Origin of the sequence: Kitasatospora sp. NPDC001547, from assembly GCF_042894165.1 — a bacterium.
Taxonomy (GTDB): Bacteria; Actinomycetota; Actinomycetes; order Streptomycetales; family Streptomycetaceae; genus Kitasatospora.
Genome location: NZ_JBIAVL010000002.1, coordinates 64437 through 80572 on the forward strand (window position 1 = coordinate 64437; position 16136 = coordinate 80572).

Genomic DNA, 16136 nt, shown 5'->3' on the forward strand with positions numbered 1-16136 from the left:
CCAAAAAAACCCCCCCCCCCCCCCCCCCGCCGCCCCCCCGCGCCCCCCCCCCCCCCCCGCCGGCGGGGGGGGGGGGGGGGGCGGGGGGGGGGGGGGGCCCCCCGGGGGCCCCCCCCCCGCCCCGGCCCATCCGCGGGCCCGCGCGACGGCATCTGTTCGGTATCAATTCGCCCAGGGCGTAGGGCAGACCTGGCGAAGAGGCCGGAATCACGGGCCCGGCAGAGTACCGTCGGATAGCGAGACCGAGCGCCGTCGGCGTTGACGGTCCACAGCACCAGGCCCCGGAACCCCCGCGGGGCCCCTGGCGAAGGGGAAGCACCTCGTGGCACGCATCGGAGACGGTGGCGACCTGCTCAAGTGCTCGTTCTGCGGCAAGTCGCAGAAGCAGGTGAAGAAGCTGATCGCCGGCCCAGGCGTGTACATCTGCGACGAGTGCATCGACCTGTGCAACGAGATCATCGAGGAGGAACTCGCCGAGACCTCCGAGGTGCGCTTCGAGGAGCTCCCGAAGCCCCGCGAGATCTACGAGTTCCTGGACCAGTACGTGGTCGGCCAGGACCTCGCCAAGAAGGCGCTGTCGGTCGCCGTCTACAACCACTACAAGCGGGTCCAGGCCGGCGAGGCGGGCCGCAGCGGTGGCAACGGCCGCGAGGACGCCATCGAGCTGGCCAAGTCCAACATCCTGCTGCTGGGCCCGACCGGCTCCGGCAAGACGCTGCTGGCGCAGACCCTGGCCCGGATGCTGAACGTGCCGTTCGCGATCGCGGACGCCACCGCGCTGACCGAGGCCGGCTACGTCGGCGAGGACGTCGAGAACATCCTGCTCAAGCTGATCCAGGCGGCCGACTACGACGTCAAGAAGGCCGAGACCGGGATCATCTACATCGACGAGATCGACAAGGTCGCGCGCAAGAGCGAGAACCCGTCGATCACCCGGGACGTCTCCGGCGAGGGCGTGCAGCAGGCCCTGCTGAAGATCCTGGAGGGCACCACCGCCTCGGTGCCGCCGCAGGGCGGGCGCAAGCACCCGCACCAGGAGTTCATCCAGATCGACACCACCAACGTGCTGTTCATCGTCGGCGGCGCGTTCGCCGGCCTGGAGCGGATCATCGAGGGCCGCGCGGGTGCCAAGGGCATCGGCTTCGGCGCCAACATCCGCTCCAAGCGGGAGTCGGACGCCAGCGACCACTTCCGCCAGGTGATGCCCGAGGACCTGGTCAAGTTCGGCATGATCCCCGAGTTCATCGGCCGTCTGCCGGTGATCACCAGCGTGCACAACCTGGACCGCGAGGCGCTGCTCCAGATCCTCACCGAGCCGCGCAACGCGCTGGTGAAGCAGTACCGCAAGCTGTTCGAACTGGACGGCGTGGAGCTGGAGTTCTCCCGGGACGCGCTGGAGGCGATCGCCGACCAGGCGATCCTGCGCGGCACCGGCGCGCGCGGGCTGCGGGCCATCATGGAGGAGGTGCTGATGTCCGTGATGTACGAGGTCCCCTCGCGCCAGGACGTCGCCCGCGTGGTGGTCACCGGTGACGTGGTCTCCAAGCACGCCATCCCCACCCTGGTGCCGCGCGACATGATCAAGCGCGAGCGCCGGGAGAAGAGCGCCTGACCCGAGGCCTTCGGCACGCGAAGGGGCCCCGCACCGGATCCGGTGCGGGGCCCCTTCGCGTGCCGCGCGCTACTTGGCGACCTTCATGGCGTCGCGGATCGCCCGGGTCTTCTCCGCGGCCTGGTCCGGGGTGATGCCCTGGCCGCCGGTGTCACCGGTGGCGGTCAGGCTCATCTTGGTGAAGGTCACCCGGCCGTAGGTGGACTTGTCCGCCCACACGCAGACCGTCGAGCCGGTCTTGCCGGCGAGGACGCTCATGACGCCGCAGCTGAGCTTGCCCGCGGAGGCACGGCTGTCCTTCGCCGGGTAGTCGGCCATCGGCGTGGTCCAGGTCGCCGCGCCGCTCGAGGACTTCGACTCGGTGATGATCTGGTCCGGGTCGTTGATGTCCCCGTAGATGCCGACCACCGACAGGGAGTCCACGTTCTTGACGTCGGTGCCCTTGCTGTAGCTGGCAACCAGCGCGTGCAGGTCCTTGCCGACCTTCGCGACGTCGGGCTTGCTCATGTCGGCGGCCTCCTCCTTCGCCGACTTCTGGACGTAGCCGTCCAGCAGCGTCTGCGGGGCGCTGAGCTTGTACTGGCCGCCCGCGTCGCTGCCGCCGAGGAACTTCCACGCCGCGAAGCCGCCGCCGCCCAGCACCAGCGCGCCGATCACCAGGCCGACGACCAGGCCGCCCTTGCCCTTCGGCGGCGGGGCCACCGGGTAGCCCGGCTGGCCGTAGGGCGCCTGCGGCGGCACGCCGTACGGCTGCTGGGGCGCGCCGTAGGGCTGCTGCTGCGGATAGCCGTACTGGGGCTGGGGCGCGCCGTAGGGCTGCTGCGGCTGGCCGTACTGCGGCTGGCCCCCGTAGGGCTGCGGCTGTCCCTGCGGGTACTGCTGTCCCTGGCCGTACATCTGCGTCTGCGCTCCCCCGCCGCATCCGCGGCCTGTCGTGGTGTCCGGTCGTTCCGTACCCGTCCGTTCCGCCGGACGAGTGCCCGGGCACGGTACCGCACGGCACCCGGCCGGGGCCCGTCCGGGCGCGGCGGGTCCGCGGACCGAAAGCGGTTCGTGACCCTCCTCCCGGTTACGTAAACTGTGCGTCGTGACCGACACGACGAACCAGCGCCCCGTGAGCACCTCTGCCGGGGACGAAGCAGCAACCCTCCCGACGACCTACACCCCCGCGGACGTAGAGGGCGAGCTGTACGAGCGCTGGGTAGAGCGTGGGTACTTCACGGCGGACGCGAAGAGCGACAAGCCGCCGTTCACCATCGTCATCCCCCCGCCGAACGTCACCGGCAGCCTGCACCTGGGCCACGCCTTCGAGCACACGCTGATCGACGCCCTGGTCCGCCGCAAGCGCATGCAGGGCTACGAGGCCCTGTGGCAGCCCGGCATGGACCACGCCGGCATCGCCACCCAGAACGTGGTCGAGCGCGAGCTCGCCAAGGAGGGCAAGTCCCGCCACGACCTGGGCCGCGAGGCCTTCGTCGAGCGCGTCTGGAAGTGGAAGGCGGAGTCCGGCGGCCAGATCTCCGGCCAGATGCGTCGGCTCGGCGACGGCGTGGACTGGTCCCGCGAGCGCTTCACCATGGACGAGGGCCTGTCCCAGGCCGTCCAGACCATCTTCAAGAAGCTCTACGACGACGAGCTGATCTACCGCGCCGAGCGCATCATCAACTGGTGCCCGCGCTGCCTGACCGCCATCTCGGACATCGAGGTGGAGTACCAGGACGACGACGGCGAGCTGGTCTCGATCCGCTACGGCGAGGGCGAGAACTCCATCGTCGTCGCGACCACGCGCGCCGAGACGATGCTGGGCGACACCGCGGTCGCCGTCCACCCCGAGGACGAGCGCTACAAGCACATGGTCGGCACCGAGATCGAGCTGCCGCTGACCGGCCGCCGGATCCCGATCGTCGCCGACGCCCACGTCGACCCGGAGTTCGGCACCGGCGCCGTCAAGGTGACGCCCGCGCACGACCCGAACGACTTCGAGATCGGCCAGCGGCACAACCTGCCGAACATTGCCGTCATGGACGAGCACGCCGTCATCACCGTGCACGGCCCCTTCCTCGGCCTGGACCGCCTGGAGGCCCGCTCGGCGATCGTCGCCGCGCTGCGTGCCGAGGGCCGCATCGTCGCCGAGAAGCGCCCGTACGTCCACTCGGTGGGCCACTGCTCGCGCTGCAAGACCACCATCGAGCCGCGGCTGTCCATGCAGTGGTGGGTCAAGGTCGGCCCGCTCGCCCAGGCCGCCGGTGACGCGGTCCGCGACGGCAAGGTCAAGATCCACCCGCAGGAGATGGAGAAGCGGTACTTCGACTGGGTCGACAACCTGCACGACTGGTGCATCTCGCGCCAGCTGTGGTGGGGCCACCGCATCCCCGTCTGGTACGGCCCGAACGGCGAGATCGTCTGCGTCGGCCCCGACGAGCAGCCGCCGACCGGCGAGGGCTGGCACCAGGACACCGACGTCCTGGACACCTGGTTCTCCTCCGGCCTGTGGCCGTTCTCCACGCTCGGCTGGCCGGAGCAGACCGAGAGCCTCGCGAAGTTCTACCCGAACTCCGTCCTGGTCACCGGCTACGACATCCTGTTCTTCTGGGTCGCCCGGATGATGATGTTCGGCCTCTACGCGATGGACGGCACCCCGCCGTTCCACACCATCGCGCTGCACGGCATGGTCCGTGACCAGAACGGCAAGAAGATGTCGAAGTCCTTCGGCAACGTGGTCAACCCGCTGGACTGGATGGACAAGTACGGCTCCGACGCGCTGCGCTTCACGCTGGCGCGCGGTGCCAACCCGGGCGTCGACGTGCCGATCGGCGAGGACTGGGTCCAGGCGGCCCGCAACTTCGCCAACAAGATCTGGAACGCCACCCGCTTCGCCCTGATGAACGGCGCCACCGTCGAGGGCCCGCTGCCCGCGCCGGAGGAGCTGACCGCGACCGACCGCTGGATCCTGTCGCGCCTCAACAGCACCGTGGCCGAGGTGGACGGGCTGTACGAGGACTACCAGTTCTCCAAGCTCTCCGAGGCGCTGTACCACTTCGCCTGGGACGAGGTCTTCGACTGGTACGTCGAGCTCTCCAAGACCACCCTGGCCAAGGGCGGCCCGCAGGCCGACGCCGCGCGCCGGGTGCTCGGCGAGGTCCTGGACGTCACGCTGCGCCTGCTGCACCCGATCGTGCCGTTCGTCACCGAGACCCTCTGGACCACGCTGACCGGCGCCGAGTCGGTGGTCATCGCCGACTGGCCGCAGGACAGCGGGTACCGTGACGCCGAGGCCGAGGCCGAGATCGCCACGCTGCAGCAGGTCGTGACCGAGGTCCGCCGGTTCCGTTCGGACCAGGGCCTCAAGCCGGGCCAGCGCGTCCCGGCGCGGCTGGAGCTGGGCGGCACCGTGCTGGCCGCCCACGAGGACGCGATCCGCTCGCTGCTGCGGCTGACCGTCCCCGAGGAGGGCTTCACGGCCACCGCCTCGCTGCCGGTGGCCGGTGCCACCGTCTCGCTGGACCTCTCCGGCACCATCGACGTCGAGGCCGAGCGCAAGCGCCTGGCCAAGGACCTCGCGGCCGCCGAGAAGGAGAAGGCCCAGACCACCGCCAAGCTCGGCAACGAGGCGTTCCTCGCCAAGGCGCCGGACGAGGTGGTCGCCAAGATCCGAGGCCGCCAGGAGGCCGCCGAGGCCGACATCGCCCGGATCACCGCCCAGCTGGCGGCGCTGCCGCAGGGCTGAGCCCGGACCGGTCCCGAGGGGCCGCACACCGCGACACGCGGGGTGCGGCCCCTCGGGCTTTTTCCGGGGCCCGCTTCCGGAACGGCTTCCCGGTGCTTTCACTACACCAAATAGCCCAGGAACATTGCTCCCTTCCGGCGAATTATCATCCTGCGACCGGGTGAGGTCCTATTCCGAGCGAATTGATTCCGGTCTTGCCCGCGCGGGTTCGCGGAAGTTTGCAGGTCCGCTGTGTACCGTGTGCACGGAGTTTCCGAATGGGCGTTTCCGCTGAGCGTTCCAGCTGAGCGACGGACGGGAGGGCATGGCGTGGTGGTGACCGAGGAGTTGGTCGACGAACTGCCTGCCGAGGCGGTCGAGGAGGCCAAGGCCAGGGCGGCGACCCTGCTGCTCGCGTTCCGGCACGGGAACCAGCTCGCGTTCGACCACGAGCTGGACCTGCTGTTCGCCGAGCACGCCGAGCGAGAGGTGACCACCCTGCTCGCCTGGATCGCCGCCGAGGCCGTCCGCAAGGCGTACGCCCCCGAGGTCGGCGACCGGGTGCTGCGGGCGATGGCCCGGCGCGCCCCGGACGACACCGGCGGGGTCGAGGTGGACGAGGAGACCGCGAGCGCCGCCCAGCTGATCGAGGCGGTGGCGGCCGGCGAGGTGGCCGAGGTCCGCGGCCTGGTGGCGGCGACGCCCGACACCACCTTCCTGCTGGGCGGTCTGCTGCAGGGCGTCGCGATGATGCTGCCGCTGCTGCCGGAGGGCGAACTGGCCGAGATCACGGCCGAGTTGCGCCGTCGGCACGGCGGCGCCGCGCATGTGCCGGAGGCCCGGGCCGGGGTCTGAGCCCGGGCCTCCGGCAGGCCGGCCGCGCCGGTTACGGCATGGCGTGCAGGTGGGAGCCGATGGTGTTGGCGACCGGGTTGCCCGCCTTGGCGTCCCAGTTGGTCGACCAGGTCATCGCGCCGCCGATGCCCGGCCACGTGGTGTCCGGCTTGTAGCTGCCGCAGTTGGTGCCGGAGGCCAGGCAGTCCAGTGCGTTGTTGACGGTGCCCGCGGCGACGTACCCGCCGCCCGCGGCGCTGGTGGAGGCCGGTACCCCGAGGCCCACCTGGTCGGGCCGCAGCCCGCCCTTGAGCTGGATGCAGGCCAGCGCGGTGAGGAAGTTCTCGGTGCCCTGGGAGTAGACGTTCCCGTCGCAGCCGTTCATCGCACCGGAGTTGTAGTACTGCATGTTGACGATGGTGAGGATGTCCTTCACGTTCAGCGCCAGTTTGAAGTACTCCATGCCGGTCGACTGCATGTCGATCGTCTGCGGCGCCATGGTGAGGACGAATCCGCTCCCCGCCTTTGCTGCCAGGGCGTGCAGCGCCTGGCCCATGTAGGTGGAGCTGATGCCGTTCTCCAGGTCGATGTCGATCCCGTCGAAGCCGTAGTTCTGCATCAGCGCCCAGGCGGTGCCGGTGAAGTTCGCGGCGGAGGCGGAATCGCCCACCCAGACCGTGCCGTTCTGCCCGCCGACCGAGAGCACCACCCGTTTCCCGGCCGCCCGCTTGGCCGCGATGTCGGCCTTGAACTGGGCGTCGGTGTAGCCGCCGAGGCGGGAGGAGAGGGCGGGGTCGAGGGTGAAGCTCAGCCCGCCGCGGGTGGCGGTGGCGTCCGCGAAGGAGACCGCGATGATGTCGTAGGCGGCCGGGACGTCGCTGATCCGCTGGACGGTGGCGCCGTTGTCGAAGTTCTGCCAGTAGCCGGTGAGGATGTGCTTGGGCAGGCCCGGGGGCTTGGTCGGGGTCGCCGTCGTGGTCGCCGTCGCGGTCGGGGAGGAGCTGCCGGTCCCGGTGGCCGTCGGGCTGGGCGAGGCGGTGGTGGTGGCGGTCGCGGTCGGGCTCGGGGACGGCTGCGGTCCGCCGGGCCCGAGCAGCGAGACGTCGTCGGCGGCGAAGGCCGGCTGCCCGTACCAGCCGTGCAGGTAGACCGTGACGCTGGTGGTGTTCGGGCCGGTGGTGAAGCCGGTGCTCAGCTGGGACCAGGCGGTGCCGCCCGGGGTCCAGGTGCTCGGATCGGTGCCGCCGGTGCCGCGGGCGCCCAGGTAGACGTACGAGCCCTGCACCCAGGAGCTCAGGGTGTACGCGGAGGAGGGCTTCACCGCGACGGTCTGGGTGCACTCGCCGGTGTCGCTCCCGACGGGGGTGGACCGCAGGGCGTAGCCGCCGGAGTGGGTGGTGGTGCTCTGGACCGTGCCGCTCGAACAGGTCCAGCCGGTCAGGTTCCCGCTCTCGAAGCCGCCGTTGGCGATCAGGTCGGTGTCGGCGGCGTGGGCGCCGGTGCCGCCGGCCAGGACGAGTCCGCCCAGGCCGATGACCAGGGCGCTCGCTCCGGCGAGCAGTGAGTGGACGGCGCGCGGGCGCCGGTGTCGGGCAGGTGGCATGAGGCCGTCTCCAGTGGGGGAGGCCCGGCGGCGCCTCGTGGGGGAGGAGCGCCGTCCGGGGTGTCGATGGTGCGTGCGGGAGCTACCGACAACTCAAGTCCCTGTCGGGAAAGGAGACTTGCCTCACAAGGTGGAGTAGACCAATTCTGCTGTCAAGGGGGCCTTACGCGGCCAGCAGCTCGACCTCGGCCTCGGCGGACTCGGCGATCGCCGCGGTCAGGGCGGCGATCCGGGCCGAGGCCAGGCCGTCCCCGTACGGGCTCGGGGTGGCCGCCAGCCGGGCGAGCCGCTCGGGGGTGTCGGAGAGCCAGGCGCGGGCCAGGGTGCCCAGTTCCTCGCCGGGGCGCACCAGCGCGGCGAAGCCGGCCGCCATCGCCTCCGGGCGCTCGGTGGAGCGGCGCACCACCAGCAGCGGGCGGCCGAGTACGGTGCACTCCTCCTGCACGCCGCCGGAGTCGGAGACCAGCAGCGCCGCGTGGCTCGCCAGGCCCAGGAAGTCGCCGTAGCCGACCGGGCCGGTGACGGCCAGCCGCTCCAGCAGGCCGTCCAAGCCGAACCGCTCGACGGCGGCCCGGGTGCGCGGGTGCATCGGGAACAGCACCGGGGTGCCGGCCCGGGCGATCCGGTCCAGCTCGGCGAGCACCGCGCCGAGCGCCTCGGCGGTGTCGGTGTTCTCCGGGCGGTGCACGGTGGCCAGCACGTACGCGTCCGGGCGCAGCCCGTGCGCGGCGAGCAGCGCGGCGCGGGCGGGCGCGTCCGGCAGCTGACGGCGGACCACCTCGACGACGGTGTTGCCGGTGAGCTCGATCCGGTCCTCGGCCAGCGACTCGGCGCGCAGGTTGGCGACGTTCTCGCCGGTGGCGGCGCAGAGCAGGTCGGAGACGTGGTCGACCATCACCCGGTTGTGCTCCTCGGGCATCGCCCGGTCGAAGCTGCGCAGCCCGGCCTCGACGTGGACCAGCGGGATCTCCCGGGCGTTGGCGGCCAGCGCGCCGGCCAGGGTGGCGTTGGTGTCGCCCTGGACGACCACGGCGAGCGGGCGGTCCTCGGCGAAGGCGGCGTCCAGCTGGCCCAGCGACTGGGCGATCTGGCCGGCCCGGGGGCGGCCGCCGACACCGGTGAGCAGCTCGGGCTCGGGCAGGTCGAGGTCGCGCAGGAAGCGGCCGGACATCGCCTCGTCCCAGTGCTGGCCGGTGTGCACCAGCCGGGTGGCGTCGCCGAGCTCGTGGATCAGCGGGGCGAGCTTGACCAGCTCGGGGCGGGTGCCCAGGACGACGGCGACGCTGGACGGGGGCAGGTACGGGCTCATGCGGGGACTCCGGAGGCGGTGGGGGAGGGGAGGCGAGGGGGCGGGGGCGCGGCGGGGCGCGGGGCTCACGACTCGAGCGCGGTGGGGGCGCCGAGGGAGACCTTCTCGGCGTTGCGGCGGGTCTTGGCCCAGCCGTTGCGGCCGAGCAGCATCCGGACGGCGGCCCGGGCGGCGACCACGAACAGGTGGTAGGCGTAGAGCCAGACCAGGACGCCCCAGAGCAGGCCGGTGAGCCGGCCGCGGCCGGGGTGGACGAGCCGGCGGTAGGCGAAGCCCCAGAACACCATCGGCAGGGTGGCGAGCACGAGGACGAGCAGCATCCATGGGCCGAACCGGAGCTGGAACTCGGCGGTCTCCTCCGGGAAGAGCACCAGCCCGGCGCCGGTGATCCCGAGCGAGAGCGGGAAGAGCAGCACCAGCAGCACGCAGACCACCGGCTGGAGGAAGGTGTACAGCACCTCGGCCTTGCCGGACAGGGTGTAGTGCGGGGAGCGCAGCACCCGGCCGGTGTAGCGCAGGCACTGCATGTTGCCCTGGGCCCAGCGGGTGCGCTGGGTGAGGAAGCGGCGCAGCGAGATCAGGCCCTCCTGGGAGACCTGGGCCTCGGTGACGTGGGTGAGCCGCCAGCCGGCCAGCCGCAGGTCGAGGCCGGACTCGTAGTCCTCCAGCAGGGCGCGCTCCGGCCAGGGACGGCCGGCCCGGCCCTCCTCGGCGGTCAGCGAGTCGAGGGCGGTGAGCCGGACGAACTGGCCGTTGCCGCCGAGGCCGACGCTGCCGGTGCGGCGGCGCAGCAGTTGCATGCCGGCGTTGTTCGCCTGGAACTCGACGTCCTGCATCCGCACCAGCGCGCGGGCCAGGGCGTTGGCGGCCCGGCCGCGGCCCGGCAGCGGGAGCTCGTCGTCGGCGTTGCGCATCCGGACGCCGATCTGGACGGCGCCGGTGTCGGGCCGGCCGAGCGCCTTGGCGTTGCAGACCTGGGCGAGGGTGCCCGGGTCGAGCTGCCCGTCGGCGTCGACCACGCCGATCACCACCCGGGAGCGGTCGGTGTCCTCGGGCAGCCAGGCGGAGATCTCCCGGTAGGCGGCGTTGAGGGCGGCGCCCTTGCCGATCCGGGCGTGCGGGCGGCGGCGCTGGACCAGGTGGACCCGCGGGTCGCGGGCCGCGGCGGCGAGCACCAGGTCGCGGGTGGCGTCCTCGCTGTCGTCGTCGATCACCCAGAGGTGGGCTTCGGGCGCGCTGGTCCGCAGGCCGTCCAGGGTCTGGGTGACCACGGCCTCCTCGTCGCGGCAGGGGATCACCAGGTGCCACTGGAGGGTGGCGGGGTCGCCGGGCTCGGCGGGCCGGTTGTGCCGGAAGGCGTGCCGGGAGCCCGCCCAGTACACGAGGAAGCGCCCGAAGACCAGGGCCATGTAGCCGACGAGGGCCAGCGAGATCAGTCCGGCGACCCAGACGACGGCGTCCTGGCGAAGCACGACCCATTCGTGCAGGGCGTCGGGCATGGCGCAATGCTCCTCATGATCAAAGGCTGAAGGCTCCTGTCGGCTGCGAATCGATGCTTCATTGCGGTTCAGGTCGCTAAATCAATAGTAAAGGGAGGAAACTAGATGATCATGGGAAAGAACGGGCAAAGTGGTCGTTCTCACCCCGTGAGGAGGAGCCGCCAGCGCTCCGTAGACTGTGGTCGTGAGCGACAAGGCCGACCCGAACCCGTACACCATCCGCCCCGCCGACGGCGGCACCGGCGACGCCCTGCGCGACGTCGAGACGGAGCTCTCCGAGCGCTGGCCGGAGAACAAGCTGGAGCCCTCGCTCGATCGGATCGAGGCGCTGATGGACATCCTGGGCCAGCCCCAGCGGTCCTTCCCCTCCATCCACATCACCGGCACCAACGGCAAGACCTCCACCGCCCGGATGATCGAGCAGCTGCTCAACGCCTTCGAGCTGCGCACCGGCCGCTACACCAGCCCGCACGTGGAGTTCGTCACCGAGCGGATCAGCCTGGACGGCGCCCCGATCACCCCCGAGCGCTTCGTCGAGGTCTACCGCGACATCGAGCCCTACGTGCGGATGGTCGACGCGGCGCAGCCGGTGCCGATGTCCTTCTTCGAGGTGCTGACCGGCATGGCCTACGCCGCCTTCGCCGACGCCCCGGTGGACGTCGCCGTGGTCGAGGTCGGCATGGGCGGCTCCTGGGACGCCACCAACGTCATCGATGCCGCCGTCGCGGTGATCACCCCGATCGGGCTGGACCACACCGACAAGCTCGGCGAGACCACCGGCGAGATCGCGGTCGAGAAGTCCGGGATCATCAAGACCGGCTCCGTCGCGGTCGTCGCCCAGCAGCAGCTGGACGCCGCCGAGACCATCCTGCGCCGCGCCGTCGAGATCGACGCCACGGTCGCCCGCGAGGGCATGGAGTTCGGCGTGATCCGCCGTGAACTCGCCGTCGGCGGCCAGCTGGTGACGCTGCGCGGCCTCGGCGGCGAGGAGTACGAGGACGTCTTCATCCCGCTGCACGGCGAGCACCAGGCGCACAACGCGGCCCTCGCGCTGGCCGCGGTTGAGGCCTTCTTCGGCGTCGGCGGCGCGCGCGGCGGCCAACTGGACGTGGAGAAGATCCGCCAGGCCTTCTCCGGCGTCTCCTCGCCGGGCCGCCTGGAGGTCGTCCGCCGCAGCCCCACGATCGTCCTGGACGCCGCCCACAACCCGCACGGCGCCCGCGCCACCGTGGCCGCCCTCACCGAGTCCTTCGGCTTCACCCGGCTCGTCGGCGTGATCGGCACCTCCGGGGACAAGGACGTGGCCGGCGTGCTGGAGGCCTTCGAGCCGATCCTGGCCGAGGTCGTCATCACCCAGAACTCCACCCACCGCGCGATGGACGTCGACGCGCTCGCCGCCCTGGCCGTCGAGGTCTTCGGCGAGGACCGCGTCCAGGTCGAGCCCCGGCTCGACGACGCCATCGCCGCCGCCGTCACCCTCGCCGAGGAGGAGGGCGACCTCGGCGGCGCCGGGGTGCTGGTCACCGGTTCGGTCATCACGGTGGGCGAGGCCCGCCTGCTGCTCGGGAGGAAGTGACATGAGGACGCTCTGCTCCTCGACGCTGATCGGCGAAGCGCTGCTGGTCCTCTTCGCCGCCCTGGTCGCGATGCGGCTCTCCGACGTGTCTGACGCGGAGATCTGGACCGTCAGCGGCATCGCGATGGCGCTGTGCGTCCTGCTCTGCGGCATGATCAACCGCCCCGGCGCGGTGCAGATCGGCTGGGCGCTGCAGATCGGCCTGATCGCCAGCGGCTTCATCCTGCCGACCATGTTCGGCCTCGGCGTGGTCTTCGCCGGCCTGTGGTGGTGCTCGGTGCACTACGGCCGCAAGGTGGACGAGTTCAAGGCCGCCCGGGCGGCCGCGGAGGCCGCCGCGGTACAGGCCTGAGGCCCGGACCGGCGGACCGACACGCCGTGTACGCCAGGTAATCTCTGCCGTGTCGGCACCCTTGTCGACCCGACTGTCTGCCGAACCGAATCCCCAGGAGACGCACCGTGTCCCAGCGCACTCTCGTCCTGCTCAAGCCCGACGCCGTCCGCCGCGGCCTGGCCGGCGAGATCATCAGCCGCATCGAGCGCAAGGCCGGCTGGCGGTTCGCCGCCGTCGAGCTGCGCACCTTCGACCGGGCGACGCTGGAGCAGCACTACGCGGAGCACGTCGGCCGCCCGTTCTACGAGCCGCTGCTGGAGTTCATGACCTCCGGTCCGTCGATCGCGCTGATCGTCGAGGGCGAGGAGGTCGTCAAGGGCATCCGCATGCTGGCCGGCGCCACCAACCCGCTGGAGGCCGGGGCCGGCACCATCCGCGGCGACTACGCGACGATCACCCGCGAGAACCTGATCCACGCCTCCGACTCCCCGGAGTCCGCCGAGCGCGAGATCAAGATCTTCTTCCCCGCGCACGCCTGATTCGACGAGCGGGCCCGGGCGACACGCCCGGCGGGACGTTCGTACCGCCCCGGTCGGGACCATTGGCCCGGCCGGGGCATTCTTATCGTGAAATAGGGAACTGGCGACGCCGACACGGCGTCCCAATCCTCGGAGATGCGATCACGCCCCGGACAATGGACGGTATGCCCCACGTCGACGTCCGTGCCGCGCGGCGTGACTACGATGGACGCGACTTAGGGCCCGGTAAGGCAGCTCAGCTGGTCTCCGCCCAAGCGTGGGCGCACATTCGTCCACCCCCCATGAACTCCGAGCCCGGGAAGGCACCCACACCCCATGGCGAGCAACCTGTCGTTCATCGGCCGCGACTTGGCGATCGACCTCGGAACAGCCAACACGCTGGTGTACGTCAGGGGCAAGGGCATCGTCCTGAACGAGCCGTCCGTCGTCGCGGTGAACACCAACACCGGCGGGATCCTCGCCGTCGGCGCCGAGGCCAAGAAGATGATCGGCCGCACCCCGGGCAACATCGTCGCCATCCGCCCGCTCAAGGACGGCGTGATCGCCGACTTCGAGATCACCGAGCGGATGCTGCGGTACTTCATCCTCAAGATCCACCGGCGCCGCTACCTCGCCCGCCCGCGCGTCGTGGTCTGCGTGCCCTCCGGCATCACCGGCGTCGAGCGCCGCGCCGTCATCGAGGCCTCCTCGCAGGCCGGCGCGCGCCAGGTGCACATCATCGAGGAGCCGATGGCCGCCGCGATCGGCGCCGGCCTGCCCGTCCACGAGGCCACCGGCAACATGGTCGTCGACATCGGCGGCGGCACCACCGAGGTCGCCGTGATCTCGCTCGGCGGCATCGTCACCGCCCAGTCCATCCGGGTGGCCGGCGACGAGCTGGACAACGCGATCGTCCAGCACATCAAGAAGGAGTACTCGCTGCTCCTCGGCGAGCGCAGCGCCGAGCAGATCAAGATGAGCATCGGCAGCGCCTTCGGCTTGGAGGGCGAGAAGGACGAGCACGCCGAGATCCGCGGCCGCGACCTGGTCAGCGGCCTGCCCAAGACCGTGGTCATCTCCGCCGCCGAAGTCCGCGAGGCCATCGACGAGCCGGTCAACGCGATCATCGACGCGGTCAAGACCACCCTCGACCAGTGCCCGCCCGAGCTGGCCGGCGACGTCATGGACCGGGGCATCGTGCTCACCGGCGGCGGCGCCCTGCTGCGCGGCCTGGACGAGCGGCTGCGCCGCGAGACCGGCATGCCGATCCACATCGCGGAGAACCCGCTGGACTCCGTCGCACTCGGTTCCGGCAAGTGCGTCGAGGAGTTCGAGGCGCTCCAGCAGGTACTCGACGCCTCGCCGCGTCGTTGACAGGTCGCCGCACCACCGGCACCACGCGTCACATCCGACACTCGACCGAACGGGCCGCCGCCCGGGCCCCACGGCCCGGGCCGGCGGCCAGGTACGAAGGGGCAGTACCAGCACCGTGAGGGACACCCGAGAGAGCCGGCTGCTGCTGATCCTGCTGGTGGCCGTCGCCTTCGCGCTGATCACCGTGGACATCAAGGGCGGCGAGGACTCCCCGCTCGACCCGGCCCGGAACGCCGCCGCCAGTGTCCTCGGACCGGTCGAGCGCGGCGCCGCCACCGTCGTCGACCCGGTCGCCGACACCGTCCGCGCCTTCCGGGACGCGGCCACCGACAGCGGCCGCACCGACCAGCTCGCCCGTGAGAACACCGAACTGCGCCAGAAGCTCGCCTCCTCCGACATGGCCGCCGGGCGCACCAGACAGCTGGACGACCTGCTGCGCACCGCCGGCGCCGGCGGCTACACCGTCAAGGCCGCCCAGGTCATCGCGATCGGCCCGGCCCAGGGCTTCTCCTGGACGATCACCCTCGACGCCGGCAGCGACGACGGCCTCACCCGCGACATGACGGTGATCAACGGTCAGGGCCTGGTCGGCCGGATCACCACCGTCGCCCCGACCACCGCCACCGTGCTGCTCGCCTCCGACCCCGGCTTCTCGGCCGGCACCCGGCTGGAGGGCACCGGCGAGATCGGCTTCGCCTCCGGCGGCGGCGACAGCCCGATGAAGGTCTCCCTGCTCAACGGCAAGGCCCAGGTCAAGGCCGGCGACCGGCTGGTCACCTTCGGCTCGCAGAGCGGCCGCCCGTTCGTGCCCGGCGTCCCGATCGGCAAGGTCGTCGAGGTCCAGGCCAACGCCGGCCAGCTGACCAAGACCGTCCTGGTCGAACCCTTCGTCCAGTTCACCCGGCTCGACCTGGTCGGCGTGGTGGTCGTACCGCCGCGCGCCGACCCGCGCGACGCCGTCCTGCCGCCGGCGCCCGCCGCGGGCCAGCCGGCCGCCGCACCCGGCCCGGCCGCCGCACCCGGCCCGGCCGCCGCACCCGGCCCGGCCGCCGCGCCCGGGCAGGCCCCGGCCACCGCGCCCGCCGCCCCGCCCGCCAAGCCCACTGGGGGGAACTGAGCCATGCGCCTCGCCCGCATCCCCGTCTCCGCCGGCCTCGTCCTGTTCGGCCTGATCCTCCAGGTCAGCGTGTTCGGCCGGCTCCAGCTCCCGGGAGCCACCCCGGACATACTGCTGCTCGTCGTGGTCGGCCTGGCCATGGTCTACGGACCCACCGGCGGCTGCCTGGTCGGCTTCGCGGGGGGCCTGCTGGCCGACCTCGCGCCGCCCTCCGACCACGCGATCGGCCGCTACGCACTGGTGCTCTGCCTGATGGGCTACGCCGCCGGGCTGCTGCGCCCGGACCACGGCCGCCAGCGCTCCGTCGGCGGCTCACTGGTGGTCGTCGGCGCCGCCGCGATCGCCTCCACCCTGCTCTACGCGATGGTCGGCGCCCTGGTCGGCGACACCGCGGCCCGGCACGTCGGCCTCGGCGGACTGGTCATCAGCGCCCTGCTCTACGACCTGCTGCTGGCGCCCTTCGTGGTGCCGCTGGTGATGTACCTCGGCCGCCGCTTCGGGCGCGACCCGGTGGCCGCCGCGGACGACGACGAGAGCGGTTCCGGCCTGGGCACACTGGCCCGCTACCGCACCACCCGCGAGGCCTCCACCGGCCCGTCGTACAAGAAGCGGCGCGTGCCCGGCTTCGCCCGCCGCCCGTAGCCGGCCGGCCCC

General features: G+C 71.8%; 13 protein-coding genes. 9 read left to right on the forward strand and 4 right to left on the reverse strand.

Annotated features, from left to right (window positions below):
• The first annotated feature begins 322 nt into the window (after positions 1-322).
• Positions 323-1612, forward strand: a complete 1290-nt coding sequence (clpX, locus tag ACFY0X_RS03075; RefSeq protein WP_045696864.1) for an ATP-dependent Clp protease ATP-binding subunit ClpX — start codon at positions 323-325, stop codon at positions 1610-1612.
• A 69-nt stretch (positions 1613-1681) separates the two neighbouring features.
• On the opposite strand, the gene ACFY0X_RS03080 is transcribed toward clpX, so the two are convergent.
• The gene (locus ACFY0X_RS03080; protein WP_387748190.1) at positions 1682-2509 is read right to left on the reverse strand and encodes a hypothetical protein; all 828 of its coding nucleotides are present in this window, start codon (positions 2507-2509) and stop codon (positions 1682-1684) included.
• Positions 2510-2699: 190 nt separating this feature from the next.
• On the opposite strand from ACFY0X_RS03080, the gene ACFY0X_RS03085 reads away from it, so the two are divergent.
• Entirely contained in the window at positions 2700-5339 is a 2640-nt protein-coding gene (locus ACFY0X_RS03085) for a valine--tRNA ligase (protein ID WP_387748192.1), read from the forward strand.
• Between the two features lie 309 nt (positions 5340-5648).
• The gene (locus ACFY0X_RS03090) at positions 5649-6173 is read left to right on the forward strand and encodes a hypothetical protein (protein WP_387748194.1); all 525 of its coding nucleotides are present in this window, start codon (positions 5649-5651) and stop codon (positions 6171-6173) included.
• A gap of 31 nt (positions 6174-6204) precedes the next feature.
• Here ACFY0X_RS03090 and ACFY0X_RS03095 read toward each other — a convergent pair whose 3' ends face one another.
• The 3 genes from ACFY0X_RS03095 to ACFY0X_RS03105 form a co-directional block, all read right to left on the reverse strand.
• The gene (locus tag ACFY0X_RS03095) at positions 6205-7755 is read right to left on the reverse strand and encodes a chitinase (RefSeq protein WP_387748196.1); all 1551 of its coding nucleotides are present in this window, start codon (positions 7753-7755) and stop codon (positions 6205-6207) included.
• Positions 7756-7918: 163 nt separating this feature from the next.
• A complete protein-coding gene (gene wecB / locus ACFY0X_RS03100; protein WP_387748198.1) occupies positions 7919-9064 on the reverse strand; it encodes a non-hydrolyzing UDP-N-acetylglucosamine 2-epimerase in 1146 nt (381 codons plus the stop codon).
• 65 nt (positions 9065-9129) lie between these two features.
• On the reverse strand, positions 9130-10563 hold the full coding sequence (locus tag ACFY0X_RS03105; protein ID WP_387748200.1) for a glycosyltransferase family 2 protein: 1434 nt from the start codon (positions 10561-10563) through the stop codon (positions 9130-9132).
• 184 nt (positions 10564-10747) lie between these two features.
• On the opposite strand from ACFY0X_RS03105, the gene ACFY0X_RS03110 reads away from it, so the two are divergent.
• The 6 genes from ACFY0X_RS03110 to mreD all read left to right on the forward strand — a co-directional run bounded on the left by ACFY0X_RS03110 (position 10748) and on the right by mreD (position 16124).
• A complete protein-coding gene (locus tag ACFY0X_RS03110; RefSeq protein ID WP_387748202.1) occupies positions 10748-12139 on the forward strand; it encodes a bifunctional folylpolyglutamate synthase/dihydrofolate synthase in 1392 nt (463 codons plus the stop codon).
• 1 nt (position 12140) lies between these two features.
• Complete coding sequence (locus ACFY0X_RS03115; protein ID WP_387748204.1) at positions 12141-12491, forward strand: DUF4233 domain-containing protein; 351 nt, start codon at positions 12141-12143, stop codon at positions 12489-12491.
• Positions 12492-12598: 107 nt separating this feature from the next.
• A complete protein-coding gene (gene ndk / locus ACFY0X_RS03120; protein WP_380456603.1) occupies positions 12599-13012 on the forward strand; it encodes a nucleoside-diphosphate kinase in 414 nt (137 codons plus the stop codon).
• A gap of 327 nt (positions 13013-13339) precedes the next feature.
• Positions 13340-14365: a rod shape-determining protein gene (locus ACFY0X_RS03125; protein ID WP_049648984.1), complete on the forward strand. Its 1026-nt coding sequence runs from the start codon at positions 13340-13342 to the stop codon at positions 14363-14365.
• Between the two features lie 115 nt (positions 14366-14480).
• Entirely contained in the window at positions 14481-15482 is a 1002-nt protein-coding gene (gene mreC / locus ACFY0X_RS03130) for a rod shape-determining protein MreC (protein WP_387748206.1), read from the forward strand.
• A gap of 3 nt (positions 15483-15485) precedes the next feature.
• Entirely contained in the window at positions 15486-16124 is a 639-nt protein-coding gene (mreD, locus tag ACFY0X_RS03135) for a rod shape-determining protein MreD (protein ID WP_387748208.1), read from the forward strand.
• Positions 16125-16136 lie beyond the last annotated feature (12 nt).